Below are 22,854 nucleotides of genomic sequence, written 5' to 3'. Positions count from 1 at the left end.
TTAAATCCTTATTATTGAATATCTATAATTAGTGTAACGTCAGTTCCACCATCACTTAATGTATAAGAACCACTTGTTATAGCAGCTGTTCCTGTATCATCTCCACCATGTTTAGCACCTAATTTATCTGTAAATTCAAGTTTACTTGCATCATCAGCATCTAATTTTAATTTTAAGCTATTTCCACCATCTGTCCAGTTACTAATTAAGTCACCAGTTAATTGGTATTCAGCGTTTGTTCCACCATCACTTGCATCAGCACCTACATTTAATGTTAATGAAGTGAAGTCTAACTCTTCAATATTATCAAATGCATTTATATGACCTAAGTTTGTATCACTAGTAACTGCCGTTCCAGTATTACCTGTAAGACTCACAGTATCACCATCTGTTTCACTAGTTGAACCACCATCAATTACAAATGAATCAATATTACTAAAGTCTAAAGCGAAGTTATCATCTCCACCATTACCATTGATTGAATCAGATGTACCTTCAATAGCTTGTGCAATTTCAGTTCCTAATGTAACTGTATCATCACCATTTGCAAAATTAACACTATCAAGATTAGAAATATTTGTAAAATCTAAATCACTAACAGTACCTGAGTCATTAAATGTTAAAATATCACTATCTCCAGATCCAAAGTTTATAGTATCTGCACTACTTAAGTTATCAATATCAATACTTACATTGTCACTTCCTGTACCTAAATTTACAGTATCATTTCCAGAACTTAAATTTACTATATCATCGCCAGTTGTAGTTGTAATATTTTCATTTCCTGTTGAATCGTTTACAGTTAAATTTCCTGTTAAACTATTATTAACTGACGATAAATCTATACTGTCTCCAGAACTTACATTTACGCTCAATGAACCTGTACCAGTTAATGAAATAGTTCCTGATGTTTCAGTTAGAATATCATTCATCTCAGAACTAGTTACAGTACCAGTATTCGTAATATTAATATTCTCATTTCCTAAATTATTAATACTCGTTGAATTATATGTATCATTTATATCACTAAGTGTACCTTCAATAGTAGTTGAATTAACAGTTAAATCTACAGAAGTTTTATTATCTAAAGAATTAATATCTGAAGCATTCGAAGTTCCAGTATCAATAGTCAACGTTAATGCATCTGTAGCACTTCCATTTGTAAGGTTACTATTTAAGTTTGATGCTGTATCTGAACTTACTGTTGCTGTTACTACGCCACTTGTATTTCCTAAGATCCCATTTACATTTGTTGAGCTTATTGCTCCTGTAATTGTTACTGCTTCATTTCCATCTAGTACTCCACCGCTTAAGGCTGTATTTACATGTGCAAAGTCTGCTGCTACTTCTGTTAATGTTGTAACTCCACCATCTGTTAAGTTATCTATTACTGTTGCTATTCCATTAAATGTTGATGCATCCACTGTTGCTGTATTTATTGTCGCTGTATAACTATTATTTGTATTTACATCTGTTAATGTTGCTAATGTTGTTACATCTGTCTCTGTAATACTTGTTGTTAATACTCCTGTTGTTGCTCCATCTATTGTATTTGCATTTGCTACACTTTCACTTCCTGTGATTGTCACTGCTGCATTTGGTACTATTGCCAATGCATTTGTTATTGCTGTTGGGTTTCCTGCACTTTCTGTGATTGTTGTGATTGAGCTTGTATTAAACGTATCTACTAATGCATTTAAGGCTACTAAGTCTGAGGCATCTACACTTGTATCATTTGTTGTAAATGTTATTACATCACTTGCATCTACATTTCCTATCGCTCCTAATGTCGCTGTTACTGCTCCTGTTGTTATTGTTGCTGTTACTGCTCCACTTGTTGCTCCTGCGATACTATTTACATCTGCAGCTGAACTTGTATTATCTACTGTTACGGCTTCATTTCCTAGACCATTGTACTGTGCATTATTTGTTACATAGATATCAATTATTTCTGAAGCATCTCCATTAATTGTTGAAGTTATTGCTGTTACATCTATTGTTTGATTTGTTTTTCCATTTAGGGCAACTAAATCTGCTGCATCTGTTGCACTATTTGTTACTGTTATAGTTAATGCATCTGTAGCACTTCCATTTGTAAGGTTACTATTTAAGTTTGATGCTGTATCTAAACTTACTGTTGCTGTTACTACGCCACTTGTATTTCCTAAGATCCCATTTACATTTGTTGAGCTTATTGCTCCTGTAATTGTTACTGCTTCATTTCCATCTAGTACTCCACCGCTTAAGGCTGTATTTACATGTGCAAAGTCTGCTGCTACTTCTGTTAATGTTGTAACTCCACCATCTGTTAAGTTATCTATTACTGTTGCTATTCCATTAAATGTTGATGCATCCACTGTTGCTGTATTTATTGTCGCTGTATAACTATTATTTGTATTTACATCTGTTAATGTTGCTAATGTTGTTACATCTGTCTCTGTAATACTTGTTGTTAATACTCCTGTTGTTGCTCCATCTATTGTATTTGCATTTGCTACACTTTCACTTCCTGTGATTGTCACTGCTGCATTTGGTACTATTGCCAATGCATTTGTTATTGCTGTTGGGTTTCCTGCACTTTCTGTGATTGTTGTGATTGAGCTTGTATTAAACGTATCTACTAATGCATTTAAGGCTACTAAGTCTGAGGCATCTACACTTGTATCATTTGTTGTAAATGTTATTACATCACTTGCATCTACATTTCCTATCGCTCCTAATGTCGCTGTTACTGCTCCTGTTGTTATTGTTGCTGTTACTGCTCCACTTGTTGCTCCTGCGATACTATTTACATCTGCAGCTGAACTTGTATTATCTACTGTTACGGCTTCATTTCCTAGACCATTGTACTGTGCATTATTTGTTACATAGATATCAATTATTTCTGAAGCATCTCCATTAATTGTTGAAGTTATTGCTGTTACATCTATTGTTTGATTTGTTTTTCCATTTAGGGCAACTAAATCTGCTGCATCTGTTGCACTATTTGTTACTGTTATAGTTAATGCATCTGTAGCACTTCCATTTGTAAGGTTACTATTTAAGTTTGATGCTGTATCTGAACTTACTGTTGCTGTTACTACTCCACTTGTATTTCCTAAGATCCCATTTACATTTGTTGAGCTTATTGCTCCTGTAATTGTTACTGCTTCATTTCCATCTAGTACTCCACCGCTTAAGGCTGTATTTACATGTGCAAAGTCTGCTGCTACTTCTGTTAATGTTGTAACTCCACCATCTGTTAAGTTATCTATTACTGTTGCTATTCCATTAAATGTTGATGCATCCACTGTTGCTGTATTTATTGTCGCTGTATAACTATTATTTGTATTTACATCTGTTAATGTTGCTAATGTTGTTACATCTGTCTCTGTAATACTTGTTGTTAATACTCCTGTTGTTGCTCCATCTATTGTATTTGCATTTGCTACACTTTCACTTCCTGTGATTGTAACTGCTGCATTTGGTACTATTGCCAATGCATTTGTTATTGCTGTTGGGTTTCCTGCACTTTCTGTGATTGTTGTGATTGAGCTTGTATTAAACGTATCTACTAATGCATTTAAGGCTACTAAGTCTGAGGCATCTACACTTGTATCATTTGTTGTAAATGTTATTACATCACTTGCATCTACATTTCCTATCGCTCCTAATGTCGCTGTTACTGCTCCTGTTGTTATTGTTGCTGTTACTGCTCCACTTGTTGCTCCTGCGATACTATTTACATCTGCTGCTGAACTTGTATTATCTACTGTTACGGCTTCATTTCCTAGACCATTGTACTGTGCATTATTTGTTACATAGATATCAATTATTTCTGAAGCATCTCCATTAATTGTTGAAGTTATTGCTGTTACATCTATTGTTTGATTTGTTTTTCCATTTAGGGCAACTAAATCTGCTGCATCTGTTGCACTATTTGTTACTGTTATAGTTAATGCATCTGTAGCACTTCCATTTGTAAGATTACTATTTAAGTTTGATGCTGTATCTGAACTTACTGTTGCTGTTACTACTCCACTTGTATTTCCTAAGATCCCATTTACATTTGTTGAGCTTATTGCTCCTGTAATTGTTACTGCTTCATTTCCATCTAGTACTCCACCGCTTAAGGCTGTATTTACATGTGCAAAGTCTGCTGCTACTTCTGTTAATGTTGTAACTCCACCATCTGTTAAGTTATCTATTACTGTTGCTATTCCATTAAATGTTGATGCATCCACTGTTGCTGTATTTATTGTCGCTGTATAACTATTATTTGTATTTACATCTGTTAATGTTGCTAATGTTGTTACATCTGTCTCTGTAATACTTGTTGTTAATACTCCTGTTGTTGCTCCATCTATTGTATTTGCATTTGCTACACTTTCACTTCCTGTGATTGTAACTGCTGCATTTGGTACTATTGCCAATGCATTTGTTATTGCTGTTGGGTTTCCTGCACTTTCTGTGATTGTTGTGATTGAGCTTGTATTAAACGTATCTACTAATGCATTTAAGGCTACTAAGTCTGAGGCATCTACACTTGTATCATTTGTTGTAAATGTTATTACATCACTTGCATCTACATTTCCTATCGCTCCTAATGTCGCTGTTACTGCTCCTGTTGTTATTGTTGCTGTTACTGCTCCACTTGTTGCTCCTGCGATACTATTTACATCTGCAGTACTAATACTACCACCTGTAATAACTACAGCTTCATTTCCATCAACTATTGATAAAGCATTATTTACTACCGTACTTAAGTTAGCTGTATTATATGCTTCTGTAATTTCTGTAATTGTAGAAACACCAAATGTATCAACTTTTGCATCTAATAAAATTAAATTTGAAGCATCTACACTAGTATCATTTGTTGTAAATGTAATATTATCTAAGGTATTTACATTTGTAATTGCTGCAAGCGTTGTATCTACAGCACCCGTATCAATTGTAGTAGTTAGTACACCATTAATTGCTGCTGCTAATAAATCAGTATTTGAAGCTGAAATACTTACATCTGTAATTGTAAGATTACCATCACCACTTAATTCTGATATTTTCCCATCTAATTTATCAAATGTTGTTGTTAAGGTAACACCTGAATCAATAAGAATATTTGAATCTGCAAAGTTTCCTGAGAATATTGAATTACCAGTAATTTGAACTATTTCTGAACCATTAACATTTACAGAAGTGAAATCAACTGATGAATTCGAAGCTACAGTAAGTGTTGCATTTCCTAAACCATCTATTGTTTTTCCATCTACTATATTATCTGCAACTGTTAAAGTATTCCCAGCAGACACAGTAGTTGCAATTGTATCATCTAAAGTACCAGTGAATGTTAATGATTCATTTACAGTTACAGAAGATAAAGCATTACCATTAATACTTGTTAAATCTGCATTATTTTGTCCTGCTGCATCAATTAAAGTCACATTTAATGAACCACCACTTGTTTGATTAACTGTTTCACCAGTTACAATATCAGCTGCTGCGATTACAGATACTGCATTAATTGTTGTTACAATATTGTTTAAATTACCCGTAAATGTTTGAGATTGAGTAATTGTTGCTTTTTGTCCTGCTGTTCCAGAAATTGTACTTAAATCAGCATTTGAATTAGCAGATGCAATCTCAATTTCAACTTCACCTGATGTTCCTGTTTCATTTACAGTGAATCCAGTTAATTTTGAATAGTTTGCAGTTAACGTTGCTGCATCATCAACTTGAACAATAGTACCACTTGCAAATGTTCCTGTAAATGTACTATCAGCTGTAACTGTTGCTACTTTTGTACTTGTTGTAATATGAGTTAAATTAGCACTTGAATCACCATCAATTATTACTTCAATAGTTCCAGATCCATCAACTGTTGCAATTGATGTTGCTTGCTCATCAGAAATTTTTAATGTTGAACCAGAATTTACAGTTAATGTTTCAACTGCATTAATAGTTTGAGTACTCATATCAATAGTTCCTGAACCAGTCGCTACAATAATTGTATCAGCATTAGCTCCACCATCAATACTTGTTACAGCATGATCAATAGTAATTGTATCATTACCTGTTCCTGCAACAATTACATCATTACCAGCACCTATTACATTAATAATATCATCACCATTCGTTGCTGTAATATTATCATTTCCTGCTGAATCATTAATAGTAAATGTTCCAGTGATACTGTTAGTTAATGAACCTAAATCAACAGTTCCAGAAGCATTCACAGTCATGTTTCCAGCACCTGTTATTGTTGTAGATTTTCCATCTAATTTACTTCCATCAACTATTACAGTAACAGAAGTATCAATATCAATATTAGAATTTGCAAAATCTCCTGTAAATGTAGAGTTTCCAGTGAAGTTAATAGTTTCATTAGCTCCTGAGTCTAAAGCTAAAATAGATGTAAAGTCTGTTGAACTATCTGCATTTACTTCAATAATTGCACTTCCAGCTCCTGATACAACTTTATCAGGGCTAGATACTTGTGCTTCACTTAATGTTAATGTTCCACTATCTACTTTGAAAATATCAATCATGTTGTTATTTCCTAAGTTTTTAGAAGTTAAGTCAACACTTGCATCAACATCTAATGTTACAGTTCCTGTAGCACTTCCTGTTTTTGTAATTGTAATATTATTAAAGTCATGGTCATTAATAACAGATGTAGCATTAACTATTAAACTACCTGAACCTTGTAACTCAATAGCATAAGTTTTATCATCTAAGTCTGTAGCGCTTAATGTAAGTATATCTCCATCTTTTACAATAATATTTTCAAAGTTTAATAATGTAACACTTGATAAATCTAATGTTCCACTTAAGGCTAATGTATCTGTTCCAGCACCTGCGTCTAAAGTATTAATACCATTTGTCGAACTAACATTAAATGTATCAGCTCCTGCTCCTGATTTAATAATTTCTACATTTGAAACTGAATCTGTATTTGTTCCATCACTAATTGTTTCTGGATTACTTCCATCAATTGTTACAGTTAAATCTGTAGCTCCAATAGATGTATAATCAATAGTATCAAGGCTTCCAGCTCCATCAAAAGTAATATTATCAATAGCATCTGTTACTAATGTATCAGTTTGTGCAGAACCTACGAAGTTTTCAAAGTCTTCAAATGTATCATTACCAAAACCAGTAGAAGTTCCATCGTTATTTGAAACATTGATTACAACTGAACTTGTAGCATTATTAAATGTTAATGTATCATTTCCAGAACCTGCAACAATACTGTTATCATAGATGTTACCTTGAATAATATCATCACCATTTCCAGTTAAAATATGTTCGATATTTGTAATTGTATCATTACCATTTCCTGTAGCAGTTCCTGCATGTAAATCAACATTCATTGCATTTGTAGTATCAGTATAATCTAACCAATCCCCTGTAGTATCACTACCACCATCAATTGTATCATTTCCTGAACCTGCAAAAATTCTATCATTTCCAGAACCACCTTGAAGATTATCTTCTCCAGCAGCACCTTTTAATGTATCATCACCACCTAAACCTTCTAAAGTATTGTTTTCAGCATTACCTACAATTGAATCACCTTGAGTATTTGAACCTCTTAGGTTTTCAATGGCTGTTAATGTATCTGTACCATCAATAGTAACAGTTGCATCACCAGATGCTCCAAGTGTTACATTTAAAGATGCGTTAATTGAAGAGTAATCAACTGTATCACTATTAGTTCCACCATCAATTATATCGTCACCTAAAGTAGTGATAAATGAATCATCTCCACTTCCACCATATAATTCATCAGCACCATCACCACCATCGATGTAATCTGCGTCAGCATCACCATAAATTGTATCATCACCATCTAAACCATAAAGTTTATCATCACTTGATGCACCTCTAATGATATTTTTTGAATTTGTACCATAAATTGTATCTTCAATATTAGACCCAGCTACATTCTCAAAACCACTTAGTGTATCTGTTCCTTCACCTATTGCTGTACTTGCTGCAATTCCTGCATGAATTGTTGAGTCAAGGTTAATACTAATACCTGTTGTTGATTGAGAATAAACAACCCAGTCATTTGTACTTGTATCAGTAGTTGAATCTCCACCAAACAGTGTATCATCACCTAATCCACCTTCAATAGTGTCATCACCATTTCCACCCATTAAGTAATCTTCTCCAGCTAATCCGCTAATTGAATCATTACCATCTAGTCCATTAATTGTATTGTCAATTTGATCACTTTTTGTACCAGTAATTTTATCGTCTTTTGAACTTCCATTTACATTTTCAATTCCAAATAATGATTGATTATATTCTGTACCACCAACATCAAATCTAGCATTATCTTGATCTTCTAAATCAATGTTATTATCAATTATTGAATCCCCAGCTGTTCCATCAATTGTAATTTCAGAGAAGTCAATTAAATCTTCACTACCTGCATCACCTTGAATTTTATCATCACCAAGGGAGATATAGAATGTATCATCTAAAGCTCCACCAACTAATGTATTTTCAGAATCATTACCTCTAAATGTATCATTAAATGCTGTACCTGTCACATTTTCTATATTTGAAATAGTTTCAGTATTACCAAATGAATCTGTAGAACCATTTGATGTACCATCTAATCTTACATTAATACCTTGTGTACCACCAAGATAGAATAAATCATCAATTTCAGAACCACCATTAATTGTATCTGCACCATCTTCATTATAAATAGTATCAAGACCAGAACTACCATTAATATTATCAGTTCCAGTTCCAGTGTAGATAATATCATTTCCAGTTCCACCATTAACATTATCATTTCCAGCACCAGCTTTTATATAATCATTTGCTGAACCACCGTTAATAACATCATTACCATTCTCACCATAAAGAGTATCATCGTTTCCATCACCATTTATAGTATCATCACCTTCTCCACCATAAAGTAAGTCTGTTCCATTTCCACCATAAATAGTATCATTTCCACCCATACCTAATACAATATCATTTCCATTATCAGCAACAATTCTATTTGCAGCTTCATCAGCAACCATAGTATCATGTGAACGACTTAAATTAAATGTTTCAAAATCAGCTGTATCATCATTTTCTTTATAAATATAATCTGTAAACCCTTGTGAATCTGTAACTTCATAGAAATCATGAGCACCATCAGATAAAGTAGTTAAGCCTTCAATATTTAAACTAGTAATAGTTCTAGTTACAGATAAATCTCCTACCTCATCATTGTTTGTATCTATATTTGCATCTTGCAAGAAGATTTTAGTACCTGCATTAGACCAATAAGCTTCATAATCTAAAATATCCGTACCAGAACCACCAACTAAAGTATCACTACCATAGTTAGCATCTGCTCTATCATTTCCAGAACCTAAATCATAAACATCATCACCTTGTCTACCAAGAACTCTATCATTACCATCATACATAATAAATGTATTAGTTCCAGTTGATCCCCAAATAGTTCTAGATGAACCTGTTTGTCTATCTACAATATTTTCAATATTATGAATACCATTACTTCCAGAATTTAAGTCAATGTTTACAGCATAGTTTTCTAAACTTAACCAGTCAGAACCACCTTGTCCATCAATGTAATCACTAGATACAGCAGCTGAGTGAATAATAGTATCATCACCATCACCTGCTAAGATTGAGTTATCTCCTGAATTACCACCTAAAGTATCAACTTGCGCTGTACCTAAGATATTTTCAATTTGAGAAATTAAATCAAACTCTGTAGGAGTATCATTATTGATTACTTGTACATAGTTACCATCTAATGCATCATTTGCACTATCTAATGTATATAATGAAGTTTGAGCTAAATCAGCAGTAATTCCACTAGTAGAACCTGAATAATCAATCCAATCCTCTTCAACATTAGATCCACCAACAATATCACCAAAGATTACCGCTTTATCGAAGTTACCTGTAATTGTATCTACACCTTCACCACCATAAACAACATCTTCACTTGAATCATCAGTATCAGTTCCTGTATTAATTTTATCAGTTCCTGTTCCACCATAAATAGTATCAAAACCACCTTGACCATCAATAATATCATTCCCACCATGACCGTAAATAACGTTATCGTTGTTATCTCCAGTTAATGAATCTCCATAATTTAATGTACCTATTATGTTCTCAATATTAGAAATTTTTCCTGCTTCTGTATTACCATATCCATCATCAGTTACTGTAGATGTTGATAAGTTTACATTAACAGCTGCTCCTACATCATAGAAACTAATTGCATCTGTGTCATCACCACCATCATAAGTATCAATACCATCTCCACCAATTAGTGTATCATTTCCTGTATTACCTAATAAGTGGTCAGCACCTGCTCCACCATTGATAACATCATTACCAGCATTACCATCTAATGAGTTGTCATTAGCATCTCCAGTTAAACTATCTGCAAAGTTACTTCCTAATAAGTTTTCAATATCAGTAATATTTGTAGTTCCTAAACCACCAGTAATCGTACCATTTTGCATTGCTGCATCAACTGCTGCACCTAATGCTTGGAAACTTAACCAGTCTCCACCACCAGTTCCAGTTGTATGTCCACCACCATCAATAGTATCTGAACCATCAGTAGCAATAATAGTATCATCACCTAATCCAGATTGAATAGTATTTGTTGATGAATCACCTTTAATAGTATCAGCAAAATTAGATCCAATAACTTTTTCAATATCAACTAATTGATCTTTTGTACCAAAACCATCTTCCATTACTTCATGTGTTGTAGCAACATTATTTTCATCACTACTATCTAAGAATACTTTTACACCAACATTAGCATCTGCAAAATCAACAGCATCAATTCCAGAACCACCATCTAAGTAATCATTTCCAGCTTGTCCTCTTAATGTATCAATCCCACTTTCACCATAAATAGTATCATTACCAATACCACCATAGATGCTATCTCCAGAACCTTTACCATATAAAGTATCACTGTAGTCATTACCTTCATCAGTTCCGTTATATCCAATAATAGTATCAGCTTCTGTTGTACCTTTAATAATTTCAATATGATCTTTTAATGTATCAGTATCAGCTCCTACAGTAATAGTACCAAAGTCACCACCTGCACCACTTCCAAGGTTTGCTGTAATACTTGTAGAAGTAATTTGCTCATAAGTTAAAATATCACTATCTGCACCACCAATGATTTCATCATTACCAGAACCTGCATAAATAGTATCATCACCAGATCCTGCATCAATAGTATCATTACCGTCACCTTGAAGTTTTTCTAGAATATCATTTCCAGCTCCACCATATAGTGAATCATCTCCAGTTCCACCTTGAAGCTCATCATTTCCATCTTCACCTAATAATGTATCAACTCCAGCTCCACCATAAATAGTATCGTTATCATCTCCACCTTCTAATAAGTCAAGACCTGCTCCACCATCAATTGTATCAAGACCTGCTCCACCAATTAATGTATTAGCTTCACTACTTCCTGTTAACTGATCATTTCCATTAGTTCCAATAACAACTTCAATATCACTAATAGTATCAACAACAGCTACACCACCATTTCTATATCCATCATCACTTGCTTGACCTAAACCTAAATCAACATTTACAGAGTTACCATCATCAGCAGTTGTTCCTGTACTAGCATTAGTATCAATTTGACTAAAGTCTAATGTATCAATTCCATCTCCACCAATAAATGAGTCAACACCTTTTGATGCAATGAATTTATCATCGCCTTTATAACCATCTAATACATTAACTTCACTATAACTATCACTACCTTTTAATGTATCATTGTTTTTAGTTGCAACAACATTTTCAATACCTTCAACACTATCGTAACTTCCAGGAGTTCCTACAACTTTGATTTCTTGTTCATTATTTGTATCGTTATCTCCATCATCTAAAGATAAATCAACATTAATTGCTCTTGTATCTGTTAAGTAACTATAATCAACAGTATCTATTCCACTATCTGTATGTGTAGTTCCACTTAAAGAACCACCATAAATAACATCAGAATCTAAACCACCTAAAATAGTGTCATTATCACCTTGACCTAATAATATATCAGCTCCACCAGAACCAATTAGTAAGTCATTTCCACCTTGACCAGAAAGTGAATTCACATTTTCATCACCAACTAAAGTATCTGCTAGGTTAGATCCTATAACATCTTGAATATCATAAAGTTTATCAGTACCCTCACCTACAGCTGTTTGAGTTCCTAAAGTAGTTGAAGACTCATTTGATAATTCAATATTACTATCAGAAGAAGATAAATTTAATAAAATAGAATTTGAAGAACTTGTATAATCAACAACATCTCTATCTGAATCTGCACTTGAAACATTTAAAGCATTACCATAAATAAAGTCATCACCTAAGCCACCAGAAAATGTATCTGCTCCAGTTTGACCAACTAATGTATCACTACCATCTCCACCTGAGATAGTATCATCATCAGCTCCACCATCTAATAAGTTATTGTTAGAATCACCAGTAATAATATCTTTTGAATTAGTACCAATGATATTTTCAATACCATCAATAAATTCTTTATTACCATAACCATCATCTTGAACTCTATAAGTTGTATTATCACCTAAAGTTTGAGCAGTTGATAAGTTAATATTAATACCTTGAGTTCCATCACTATAGTCCACAGTATCATCACTACCATCTTGACCATCAATATAATCAACACCTTCTAAACCTTTGAAACTATCATTGTCAGCTCCACCTAGAAGTGTATTATCTTTATCATCACCAGTAATATTATCAGCTCTATCTGTTCCAATTACATTTTCAATATTTTTTAATGTATCAGTTTTACCATTCGATAAAGCAGTACCTTCAGCATCATTAGTTCCATTATTATCTGTATCTAAATCAACAGTTACACCATAAGCTAAATCAGAGAAATCAGCTGTATCTTCGTCAGCTCCACCATCAATAACATCAGCATCAGCACCACCTCGAATTGTATCGTCACCAGCACCTGTTGTAATAGTATTTGACTCACTATCCCCATAAATTGTATCATCCGCAGCTCCACCAATAATGTTTTCAACACCGTCTAAGAACTCTTTATTTCCATAACCATCATTTATAACTCTATATGTATCAGAGCTTCCATCAGTTTGTGCTTTAGTCATATCAACAATAACAGATGCCCCACCAGCACTAAAGTCTGCTGTATCTGTTCCACTTCCACCAATTAATTTATCAGCACCATTAAGACCAACTAAATAGTCATTTCCAGCAGAACCATTTAATGTATTACTCTCATTATTACCAGCAATATAATCACCTTTATTTGAACCAATTACATTTTCAATATTTGTAATAGTATCAGTACCATACTCATTATGAATTCTTTGGGCAGTAGTATCTGATAAATCAATTTCAATACCTAAATAAGCATCCGAAAGTGCTGTAGTTGAATCTAAACCTGAACCATCCACATCTCTTGTATCACCTGTATCATCATTAATTGAAATAGTTGTAAAGTCTAAAGTATCTGATGTACCATTTATAGTTGCACCATCTGTATCATCACCATCAATAATATCATCACCAGAACCAGCGTAAATATAATCATTTCCAGCTCCACCTTCAATAACATCATTTCCAGCTAATTCAGAGATAGTATCATCTCCTGCTAAACCTTTTAATGTATTATCTCCTGCACTACCAGTAATATTATCAGCATCACCACCAAGATCTGAACCTGTAATATTTTCTATTCCACTGAATGTATCTGTACCAATTGAACTACCAACAGCAAATGAATTAGCTATATTTGCTTGAACAGATGAGCTTTCATTACTATAATCAGCTGTATCAATACCACTATTACCTACAAGGTTATCATTTCCTGCTCCACCAATTAGTGTATCATTACCAGCTCCACCTTCTAATGTATCAGTTCCAGCTCCACCATCTAAAATATCATCTTCACCATCACCATATAGTTTATCATCATCATCTCCACCAAGGATATGATCAACTCCAGAACCACCATAAATAGTATCAAGTCCAATCCCACCAATTAGAGATTCAGTACCAGTTGTATTAGCTCCACCTTCAATATAATCATTTCCAGCAGCTCCATCAATATAATCAGTTCCATCATTACCAATTAAACTATTAACATTTGCATCCCCAGTAATTGAATCATCATTAGAAGTACCAATTACATTTTCTACATTAACAATTGTATGATCATTAGCACTTCCATCTACTGTAACACTTGCAACTGTATTGTCATTTAATGTAAGCTCAACTCCTGATGTAGTTGTATTTACATTACTGTAATCAACAGTATCGCTACCTTTACTTAAATCAGCTTCACTACCACCATCAATTACATCTCCAGTAAATCCAGTACCTTCAAATACATCATCACCTGCACTACCAAATAAGTTATCAGCTCCAGTACCACCAATTAATTTATCGTTACCAATTCCACCATCTAAATAATCAGCTCCTGCTCCACCATCTAGTGTATCAGCTCCTGCATTTCCTAATAATGTATTATTTGCAGTATCTCCTGTAATAATATCATTTACACTACTTCCTGAAACATTTTCAATATTTTTAATTTGGTCATTAGAATCACCAGTAATATTAACAGTTGCTAAAGTAGAAGTATTTAAAGTAACATTGATTGCATTTGCTCTAGAACTATAATCAATTGTATCTCCATTACTACCATGAGTACTACCATCAATTACATTTGAAACTCCACTTGCACTTACAAAACTATCATCATATTGTGAACCTAAAACATTTTCAATTGAAACTAAAGTATCAACAATACCACCATTTTCAGTTGCTGTTCCAGCATTTAAGTCAACTGTAACACCCGTAGTATTATCGTAATCATATCTTACCTCATCAATTCCAGCTCCACCATTTAGTGTATTTACTAATGCACTTCCTGTAAATGTATCATTTCCTGATGTTCCAATTACATTTTCAATCCCATTAATAGTGTCATCATTACCAGTTAATAAATCAACTGTAGAATCACCAGTAGCAGCTAAATTCACAACAATTTTGTTTGAATTATCAGTAATAACACTATAATCAATAGTATCACTATCAGACCCACCAATAATAGAATCACTACCATCTGTAGTTGAAGTAGCAATGAATGTATCATTTCCAGTTCCACCTAATAATGTATCAGCTCCGGCATCACCGTAAATAATATCAGCACCAGCATCACCATTAATACTATCAGCATCAGTACCACCATGTAACTCATCATTATCAGCTCCACCGAATAATGTATCAGAACCTTCTTCACCATATAAAGTATCATCTCCACCCATACCACTTAAAGTATTTGTTTCATTATTACCAGTGATATTATCAGCTTCTAAATTTGAACCAACAATATTTTCAATTCCATATAATTTATCATTACCTTGATCTGCACTACTTGCCGTACCTTCTGCATCACCATTGGCAAGATTTACTGTCATACCTTTAATAGCTTGTGAATAATCAACTGTATCAGTTCCACTATCAGTTGTATCGTCTCCACCGTAAACAACATCAACTTTATTATCAGCTTGATCAAAAGTAATTACATCATTACCTGATTCACCAAAAATTGTATCAGCTCCTAATCCACCATTGATATCATCATTACTAGCTCCACCGTAAATAGTGTCATCTTCTGATTCACCTAGAATAACATCAGCACCATCTTCACCATAGATAGTATCTTTTCCAGTACCACCTTTTAGATCATCAGCTCCGTCACCACCTCTAATGAAGTCATCACCTGCTTTTCCATCAATAGTATCATCACCAGAACTTGCACTATTAGCTTCATTTGCTCCACCGTATAAGAAGTCACTACCATCTTGTCCGAAGATTTGGTCATTACCACCCATACCTTCAACTCTATTCAGGTTTTGATCTCCTGTTAATACATCGGCTTGATTTGTACCAATTAAATGTTCAATTTCTTTTAATGTATGAGTTTGACCATTAATTGTTACTGTTACAGTAGAACCAGATTCTAAATCAACTGTAACCCCTTGGCTTGTAATACCATTGTAGTTAACTGTATCAAAATCATCTCCACCAATAATTTCATCACCACTATTTGTAACATCAGCATCACCAACTAGGAATAAATCATCACCTGCTCCACCATCAAGTTTATCAGCACCTGCTAAACCTTGAAGTGTATCATTACCATCATTTCCTAATAATGTATTTGCACTGTTATTACCAGTTAAAATATCATTATTACCTGTTCCTGAGATATTTTCAATACCGTATAATCTATCTGTATAAACAGCTGTTCCACCTGTAGTTGTTACTATTGCATTTGAGTAAGCATTTGAATTTGCATCATTTACTGTTGTACTTAAGTCAATTGTTAACTTATTACTAGCATTAATTGTATTAGAGAAATCAACCATGTCTCCAATAATATGGTCATCGGTATGAGTATTTCCACTAACACTTCCACCATAAATAAAGTCATTTGCTAATGAACTTATAAATGTATCATTACCAGCTCCACCTTCAAGTGAATTAATCTCTGAACTACCAGTAATTGTGTCATTAGCAGCTCCACCAATTGCATTTTCTATTGAAATTAATGTATCTGTATCATTTGCATCAACAACTGCTGTTCCTGCTGTTAAATCAATATTTACACTTTTACTTGTTAAATAAGAATATGAAACCGTATCGTATTCAATTGATGATTCACTTTGACCTTTTTTAAATCCATTAATAATGTCATTACCTACATTACCAGAAAGTAAATCAGCTCCTGCGCCACCTTGGATTTCATTTGCATCTGCATTTGTAATAATAGTATCATCACCAGCTGTACCAATAATATTCTCAATGCCTTTGATAATATCATTATTTCCACCATTAACAGATACTTCCCAAGCATCATTTCCACCAGCACCATCAAAATCATGAGTTGCAGTTGTACTTAAATCAACAGTAATAGCATTTGAAGCACCTAAATTAGAATAATCAACAGTATCTGTGTTAGAGCCACCATCATATCTATCAAGACCATCACTTGCACTTGTTGAAACGATTGTATCATCACCTTCGCCTGCTAATACTGTATCATTACCATCTCTAGCTTCAACATAATCATCACCTTTTTGTGTAGTAATAACATTTTTTGAGCTATTTGCATAAATAGTATCAGCTGTAAAGTTTGAACCTTTAATATTCTCAATTTCTGATAATTCATCAATACCTTGACCTTGATCACCAGTAGATCCAACTGATTTACCAACTATAGAACCATCTGTAGCTAAACCACCAGATGCTGCTAAATCTAAATCTATTGTTAAACTCTCTAATGCATTTGTATAATCAACTGTATCTCCAAGAGCTCCATTAGTCCCACCAAAGATTTTATCACTACCTAAACCACCAGTTAAGTAATCATCACCAGAATCACCATATAATGAGTCATCTCCTGATCCACCTGTTAATGTATCATCATCATTTCCACCATATAGTCTATCAATACCAGCTTCACCATCTAAAATATCATTACCATCGTTACCAACTAATGAGTTATTTTGAGTATCACCTTTTATTGAATCACTATCATTTGTACCGTTGATATGTTCAACATTTTTAATTTTGTCAGTTCCTGCTTGACCTCTTACAGTAATTTCTGCTTCATTTGCACTATCTAAAGTAACTTCAATACCATTTGTTCCAGCATTTGTATCATCAGCAATTACAGAATAATCAGCCCAGTCACCAGTACCAGCCCCACCATCAATTGTATCACTACCATCATCAGCCCATGTATCTAAAGTTCCATTATTATCTGTATCAGTTCCAGCAATAAATGTATCATTACCATCACCTGCTTTTATAACGTTATCTTCAGTTGAACCAGTAAATGTATCATTTTGAGATGATCCAATAATATTTTCAATATCTAAGATAGTATCACTATCTCCAGCTGTTACAGTTTGAGCAGAAGTTGTACTTAAATTTACATCAACACCGTTTGTAGCGTAATGTTCATAAGAGATTGTATCAATATCACCATTACCATCAATAGTATTAGTAACATTATCTTCATTCATTTTGAATGTATCTTTTGCAGATCCACCTAAAACATTTTCAATAGAAACTAAAGTATCTATTTCTGTTGATGTTGATGCAGTATTAGCATTAAAGTCAACAGTTACAGCTACAGTTTTTTCTGTATATGAAGAAGTATCACTTCCAAGTCCACCATCAATATAGTCATTACCTTCTTGTCCACTTAATAAATCATTACCAGCAAGACCTTTTAATGTATTTTTATCTGAATCACCAGTAATTGTATCTTCACCTGCTGAACCTGTAATATTTTCAATATCTTTTAAATAATCTGTAGTTACAACTGCACCATCTTGGTAGATATCAGCTGAATAATAACCATTTGCATCAGGAGCAGATGTTAAATCAACAACAACTTTATCAACTCCACCATCAACAGTAACATTTTCATAAGAGATATTATCACCAAATATTTCATTACCAGATCTACCATCAAATTTATTTGAAACTGTTAATTTAGAAATAAATGTATCATCTTGGTTTGAACCAATAGCATTTTCAATTCCATATAAATTATCAGTACCTTCACCAGTTGCTTGATTATTTACAAAATCAACAGTAACTCCACTAGTACTATTTTCATAAGTAACAGTATCGTTATCACCATAGATTGCATTATCATAATCAATATTACCTGCAATTCCACCGTAAATATCATCATTATTAGCACCACCACTTATAGTGTCATTTCCATATCCACCATAAATTGTATCTGTACCATCTTCCCCAAATAATGTATCATCTCCGTCACTTGCAGAATGTAATGAATCATCACCATGAATAATATCAGCTTCTGAACCACCTCTAATAGTATCAGCACCTAATCCACCATAGATTAAATCTTCTCCTGCATCACCTCTAATAGTATCGTTATCAGCTCCACCATCAATAGTATCAACACCTGAACCACCTTGGATAATGTCATTTCCAGCTTCACCATATAAAGTATCTAGACCAGCATCAGATCCACCAATAATTGAATCATTTCCAGCTCCACCATAAATAGTGTCATCACCTGCACCACCATCTAAATATTCATAATCTGTTGCAGATGTTGCATTATTTGTATTATTTCCACCGTAAATTTCATCATTTCCAGCTTCACCATAAATTGTATCAGTACCCTCAGCACCAGTTAAAATATTTTTAGAAGCATTACCTCTAATTGTATCATCACCAGCAGTTCCTGTAATATCTTCAATATTATTTACAGTATCACTATCAATAGATGTGTTGTCACTTGTTTGTTTAATAACTAATGAATTACTTGATAAATCAGCATCTAAATAATATGTATTTGAAATAGCGCTATAATCAATTCTATCTCTTAAACCACTATTAGTTCCTGCTGTATCACCTTCAATTACATCATTTCCATTATTAACATCATTGATAAAGAATGTATCATCACCTGCTCCACCAATTAATGAGTTATTATCGGCATTTCCTGTGAAACTATCATTTCCATCTGTTCCAACAACGTGCTCAATATTGTATAAAGTATCAGTAACACTTCCACCAATAACAACAGTACCACTTGTTAAATTTGCAACAATTGGACTTACTGAATCTGAATAATCAACTTTATCATTTTCATCACTTGAATGCTCAGAGTTTGGATTAGATAAATCAGTAATACCACCATTAAATGTATTTGCAACAGCATTATTACCTTTGAATGTATCAGCATTTGAAGAACCAATTACATTTTCAATACCTACGAAAGTATCATTACCCTCAGAAGCATTAATAAACTGAGAAACTCCATCAATTCCAAGATTAACATTTACACCAGCACTAGCATTTGAGTAATTTACTGTATCCCCAGCAGAAGTATTAGCTCCTCCATCTAAGTAATCATCTCCACTCCCACCAGCTAAAATATCATCTCCAGCTTCACCTTTTAAAGTGTTATTAGAAGCATTTCCTGTTAATGTATCATTACCAGCAGATCCTGTAATATTTTCAATTGAAGTAAACGTATCTGTTGTAGAAGTTGCAGTTGCGCCTGAATTACCAGTAACAGTTGCAGAACTTAGAGTTCCAACAACTTTATCAACAGTAACATCATCAACATCTAATGAACTATAATCAATTGTATCACTACCAGTATTTCCATCAAAATTATTATCAACTGAATAATTTGTTTTAAATGTATCAGAATCAGTAGAACCAATTACATTTTCAATTGAAACTAATGTATCACTTCCCTCAGTTGCACCAATAGCTTGAGCTGTGCCATCAATTCCTAAATCAACACTGATAGCTCCACTTGCAGTAGAATAATCAACTGTATCAATTTCACTTCCACCATCAAGTCTATCATTACCAACACCACCAGTTAAAGTATCATTTCCTTCTCTACCTTCAAGTGTATTATTTAAATTATTCCCAGTAATATTATCAGCTAATTGTGATCCAATTACATTCTCAATATTTGAAATTGTATCATCATGTCCAGCACCACTTACGTCAACTGTTGCCGTATTAGAACCATTTGCTAAAGTAACTGTAATAGAGTTAGAATCTAAAGCATTATAATTAACAGTATCTCCATTTGTATGTGCTCCACCATCAATTACATCAGCTCCATCTGTAGCAGAACTAGCAATAAATACATCATCACCAGCTCCACCTTTTAGATTATTTACATCATTACTTCCTGTAATTGTATCATTTCCAGCTCCACCAATAATGTTTTCTATATCATATAATGTATCAGTATCACTACCACTAACAACTGCCGATCCTGCATCATTTGAAAGATCAACAACAACTTTATTTGAAGTTCCTAAATATTCATAAGATACAGTATCAGTAGTAGAATCATCACTTCTATTCTCTAATCCACCATAGATAGTGTCATTTCCATCTCTACCCATTAAAGTATCACTATTATTACCACCAATAAGAACTTCAGATGCAGCAGCACCGTAAATAGTATCATTAGCTGTAGTTCCTACAATTTCTTGGATATTAATTAAGTTATCACTTGAACCATCACCATCATTTGATACTTCAGTTACATTTTCCATATCAACAACGATTTTAGAAGCAGCAGAAGAGTAATCAGCTCTATTTGTACCTGTACCACCATCAAGTGTATCAGCACCAGCTCCACCACTTAATGTATCATTACCAGCACTACCATTTAAGATATTTGCATTCGAATCACCTTTGATAATGTCATTACCAGCACTTCCTGTTACATTTTCAATTTCTTTAATATAATCATTTGAAGAACCATTTACATTTACAGTAGTAACATTTGTGAAACCACCAGCATTAGAAACAGCAGATAAATCAACATTGATATTTTGTGATGCATCAAATGCCGAGTAATCAATAGTGTCTCCATTATCATTTTCTTGACCTTCGCCACCTACATAATAATCAACACCATCATCACCAGTTTCTAGCGTTTTATCACCATCATTATCAAGACCAGCTTTGAAAGTATCATCACCATCACCACCAAGTAAAGTATCATCTCCTCCAGCACCTACAATTATATCGTCACCAATATTTCCATCTAAAATATTAGAATCATTATCTCCACCAATATAATCATCTGCTATTGTTCCAGTGATATTTTCAATATTTTTTAAATAATCTTTTTCTGTACCTAATGTAGCAGTAGCAAAACCATTACCATCTTGAGCCATTAAATTTATATCAACAACAGTAGATTTTGATGAATAATCAATAGTATCTCCACCATCACTCTCAGCACCTTCTCCACCATCGATTGTATCATCACCATCACCACCACTTAGTTTATCACTACCAGTTCCACCAAATAATGTATCGTTATCATCTCCACCATATAAAGAGTCATCACCATCTCTACCATAGATAATATCCTGACCAGCTTCACCATAAATTGTATCAGTTCCACTACCGTTTTCTATAGTATCTTCATCGTGAGTTAAATCTCCCCCATATAAAGTATCGTTATCATCTCCACCTCGAATGAAGTCATCACCAGTTCCACCAATGATTTGGTCATCACCACTATCCCCTCTTAGGCTATCAGCTCCTGCTCCACCTTCAATAGTATCAGCTGATGCTCCACCTTCAATAATGTCTTCACCTGCATTACCAATTAAAATATTTTTTAATCCATCACCAGTAATAACATCATTACCAGCTCCACCAGTAACATTCTCAACTTTTTTAATTGTGTCATTATCACCATTAGCAATAGTTACTGTAACTGAAGAGTCTGTATCTAAAGTAACTGTTAGACCTTGATTTGAAGCTAAAGATTCATAATTTATTGTATCTTGGCTACCACTTCCACCATCAACAGTATCAGAACCATCATTTGCACCCATAATAAATGAGTCATTTCCAGCTCCACCATCTAGATTATCATCTCCACCTAGACCATTAATTACATCAATTCCATCTAAACCATTAATAGCATTTCCACTAGAATCCCCAATTAAGATATCAGCATAAGCTGAACCATTAATATTAATAAAGTTATTAATTGTATCTGTATCATTTGCACCAACACCATCAGTGTTTTTCGAAATTGATACTGCACTATTTGCAGCTAAGTTTTGTGAATCATGAGTATAAATACTTCCAGAAAGATTAACATTTACACCAGCACTAACAGAAGCAAATGAAACTGTATTGTTACCAGCTCCACCATCTAAATAATCATCTCCATCAGCACCATCAATAGTATCATTACCACCATTACCTAAAATAGTATTA

1 protein-coding gene (only partly in view) is annotated in these 22,854 nt (G+C 33.7%); it reads right to left on the bottom strand.

Translation table 11 applies throughout. The features are described from left to right. Positions 1-11: 11 nt before the first annotated feature. A protein-coding gene (locus ALEK_RS17570) for a hypothetical protein (protein WP_173424128.1) crosses the window boundary here: on the bottom strand, positions 12-22,854 show its 3' portion. Its footprint extends 22,673 nt past the window's final position; the window shows 22,843 of its 45,516 coding nt (coding positions 22,674-45,516); its start codon lies off the right edge, out of view; the stop codon is at positions 12-14.

The organism is Poseidonibacter lekithochrous (assembly GCF_013283835.1).
GTDB lineage: Bacteria > Campylobacterota > Campylobacteria > Campylobacterales > Arcobacteraceae > Poseidonibacter > Poseidonibacter lekithochrous.
This window is presented reverse-complemented; position numbering and strand designations above follow the sequence as displayed.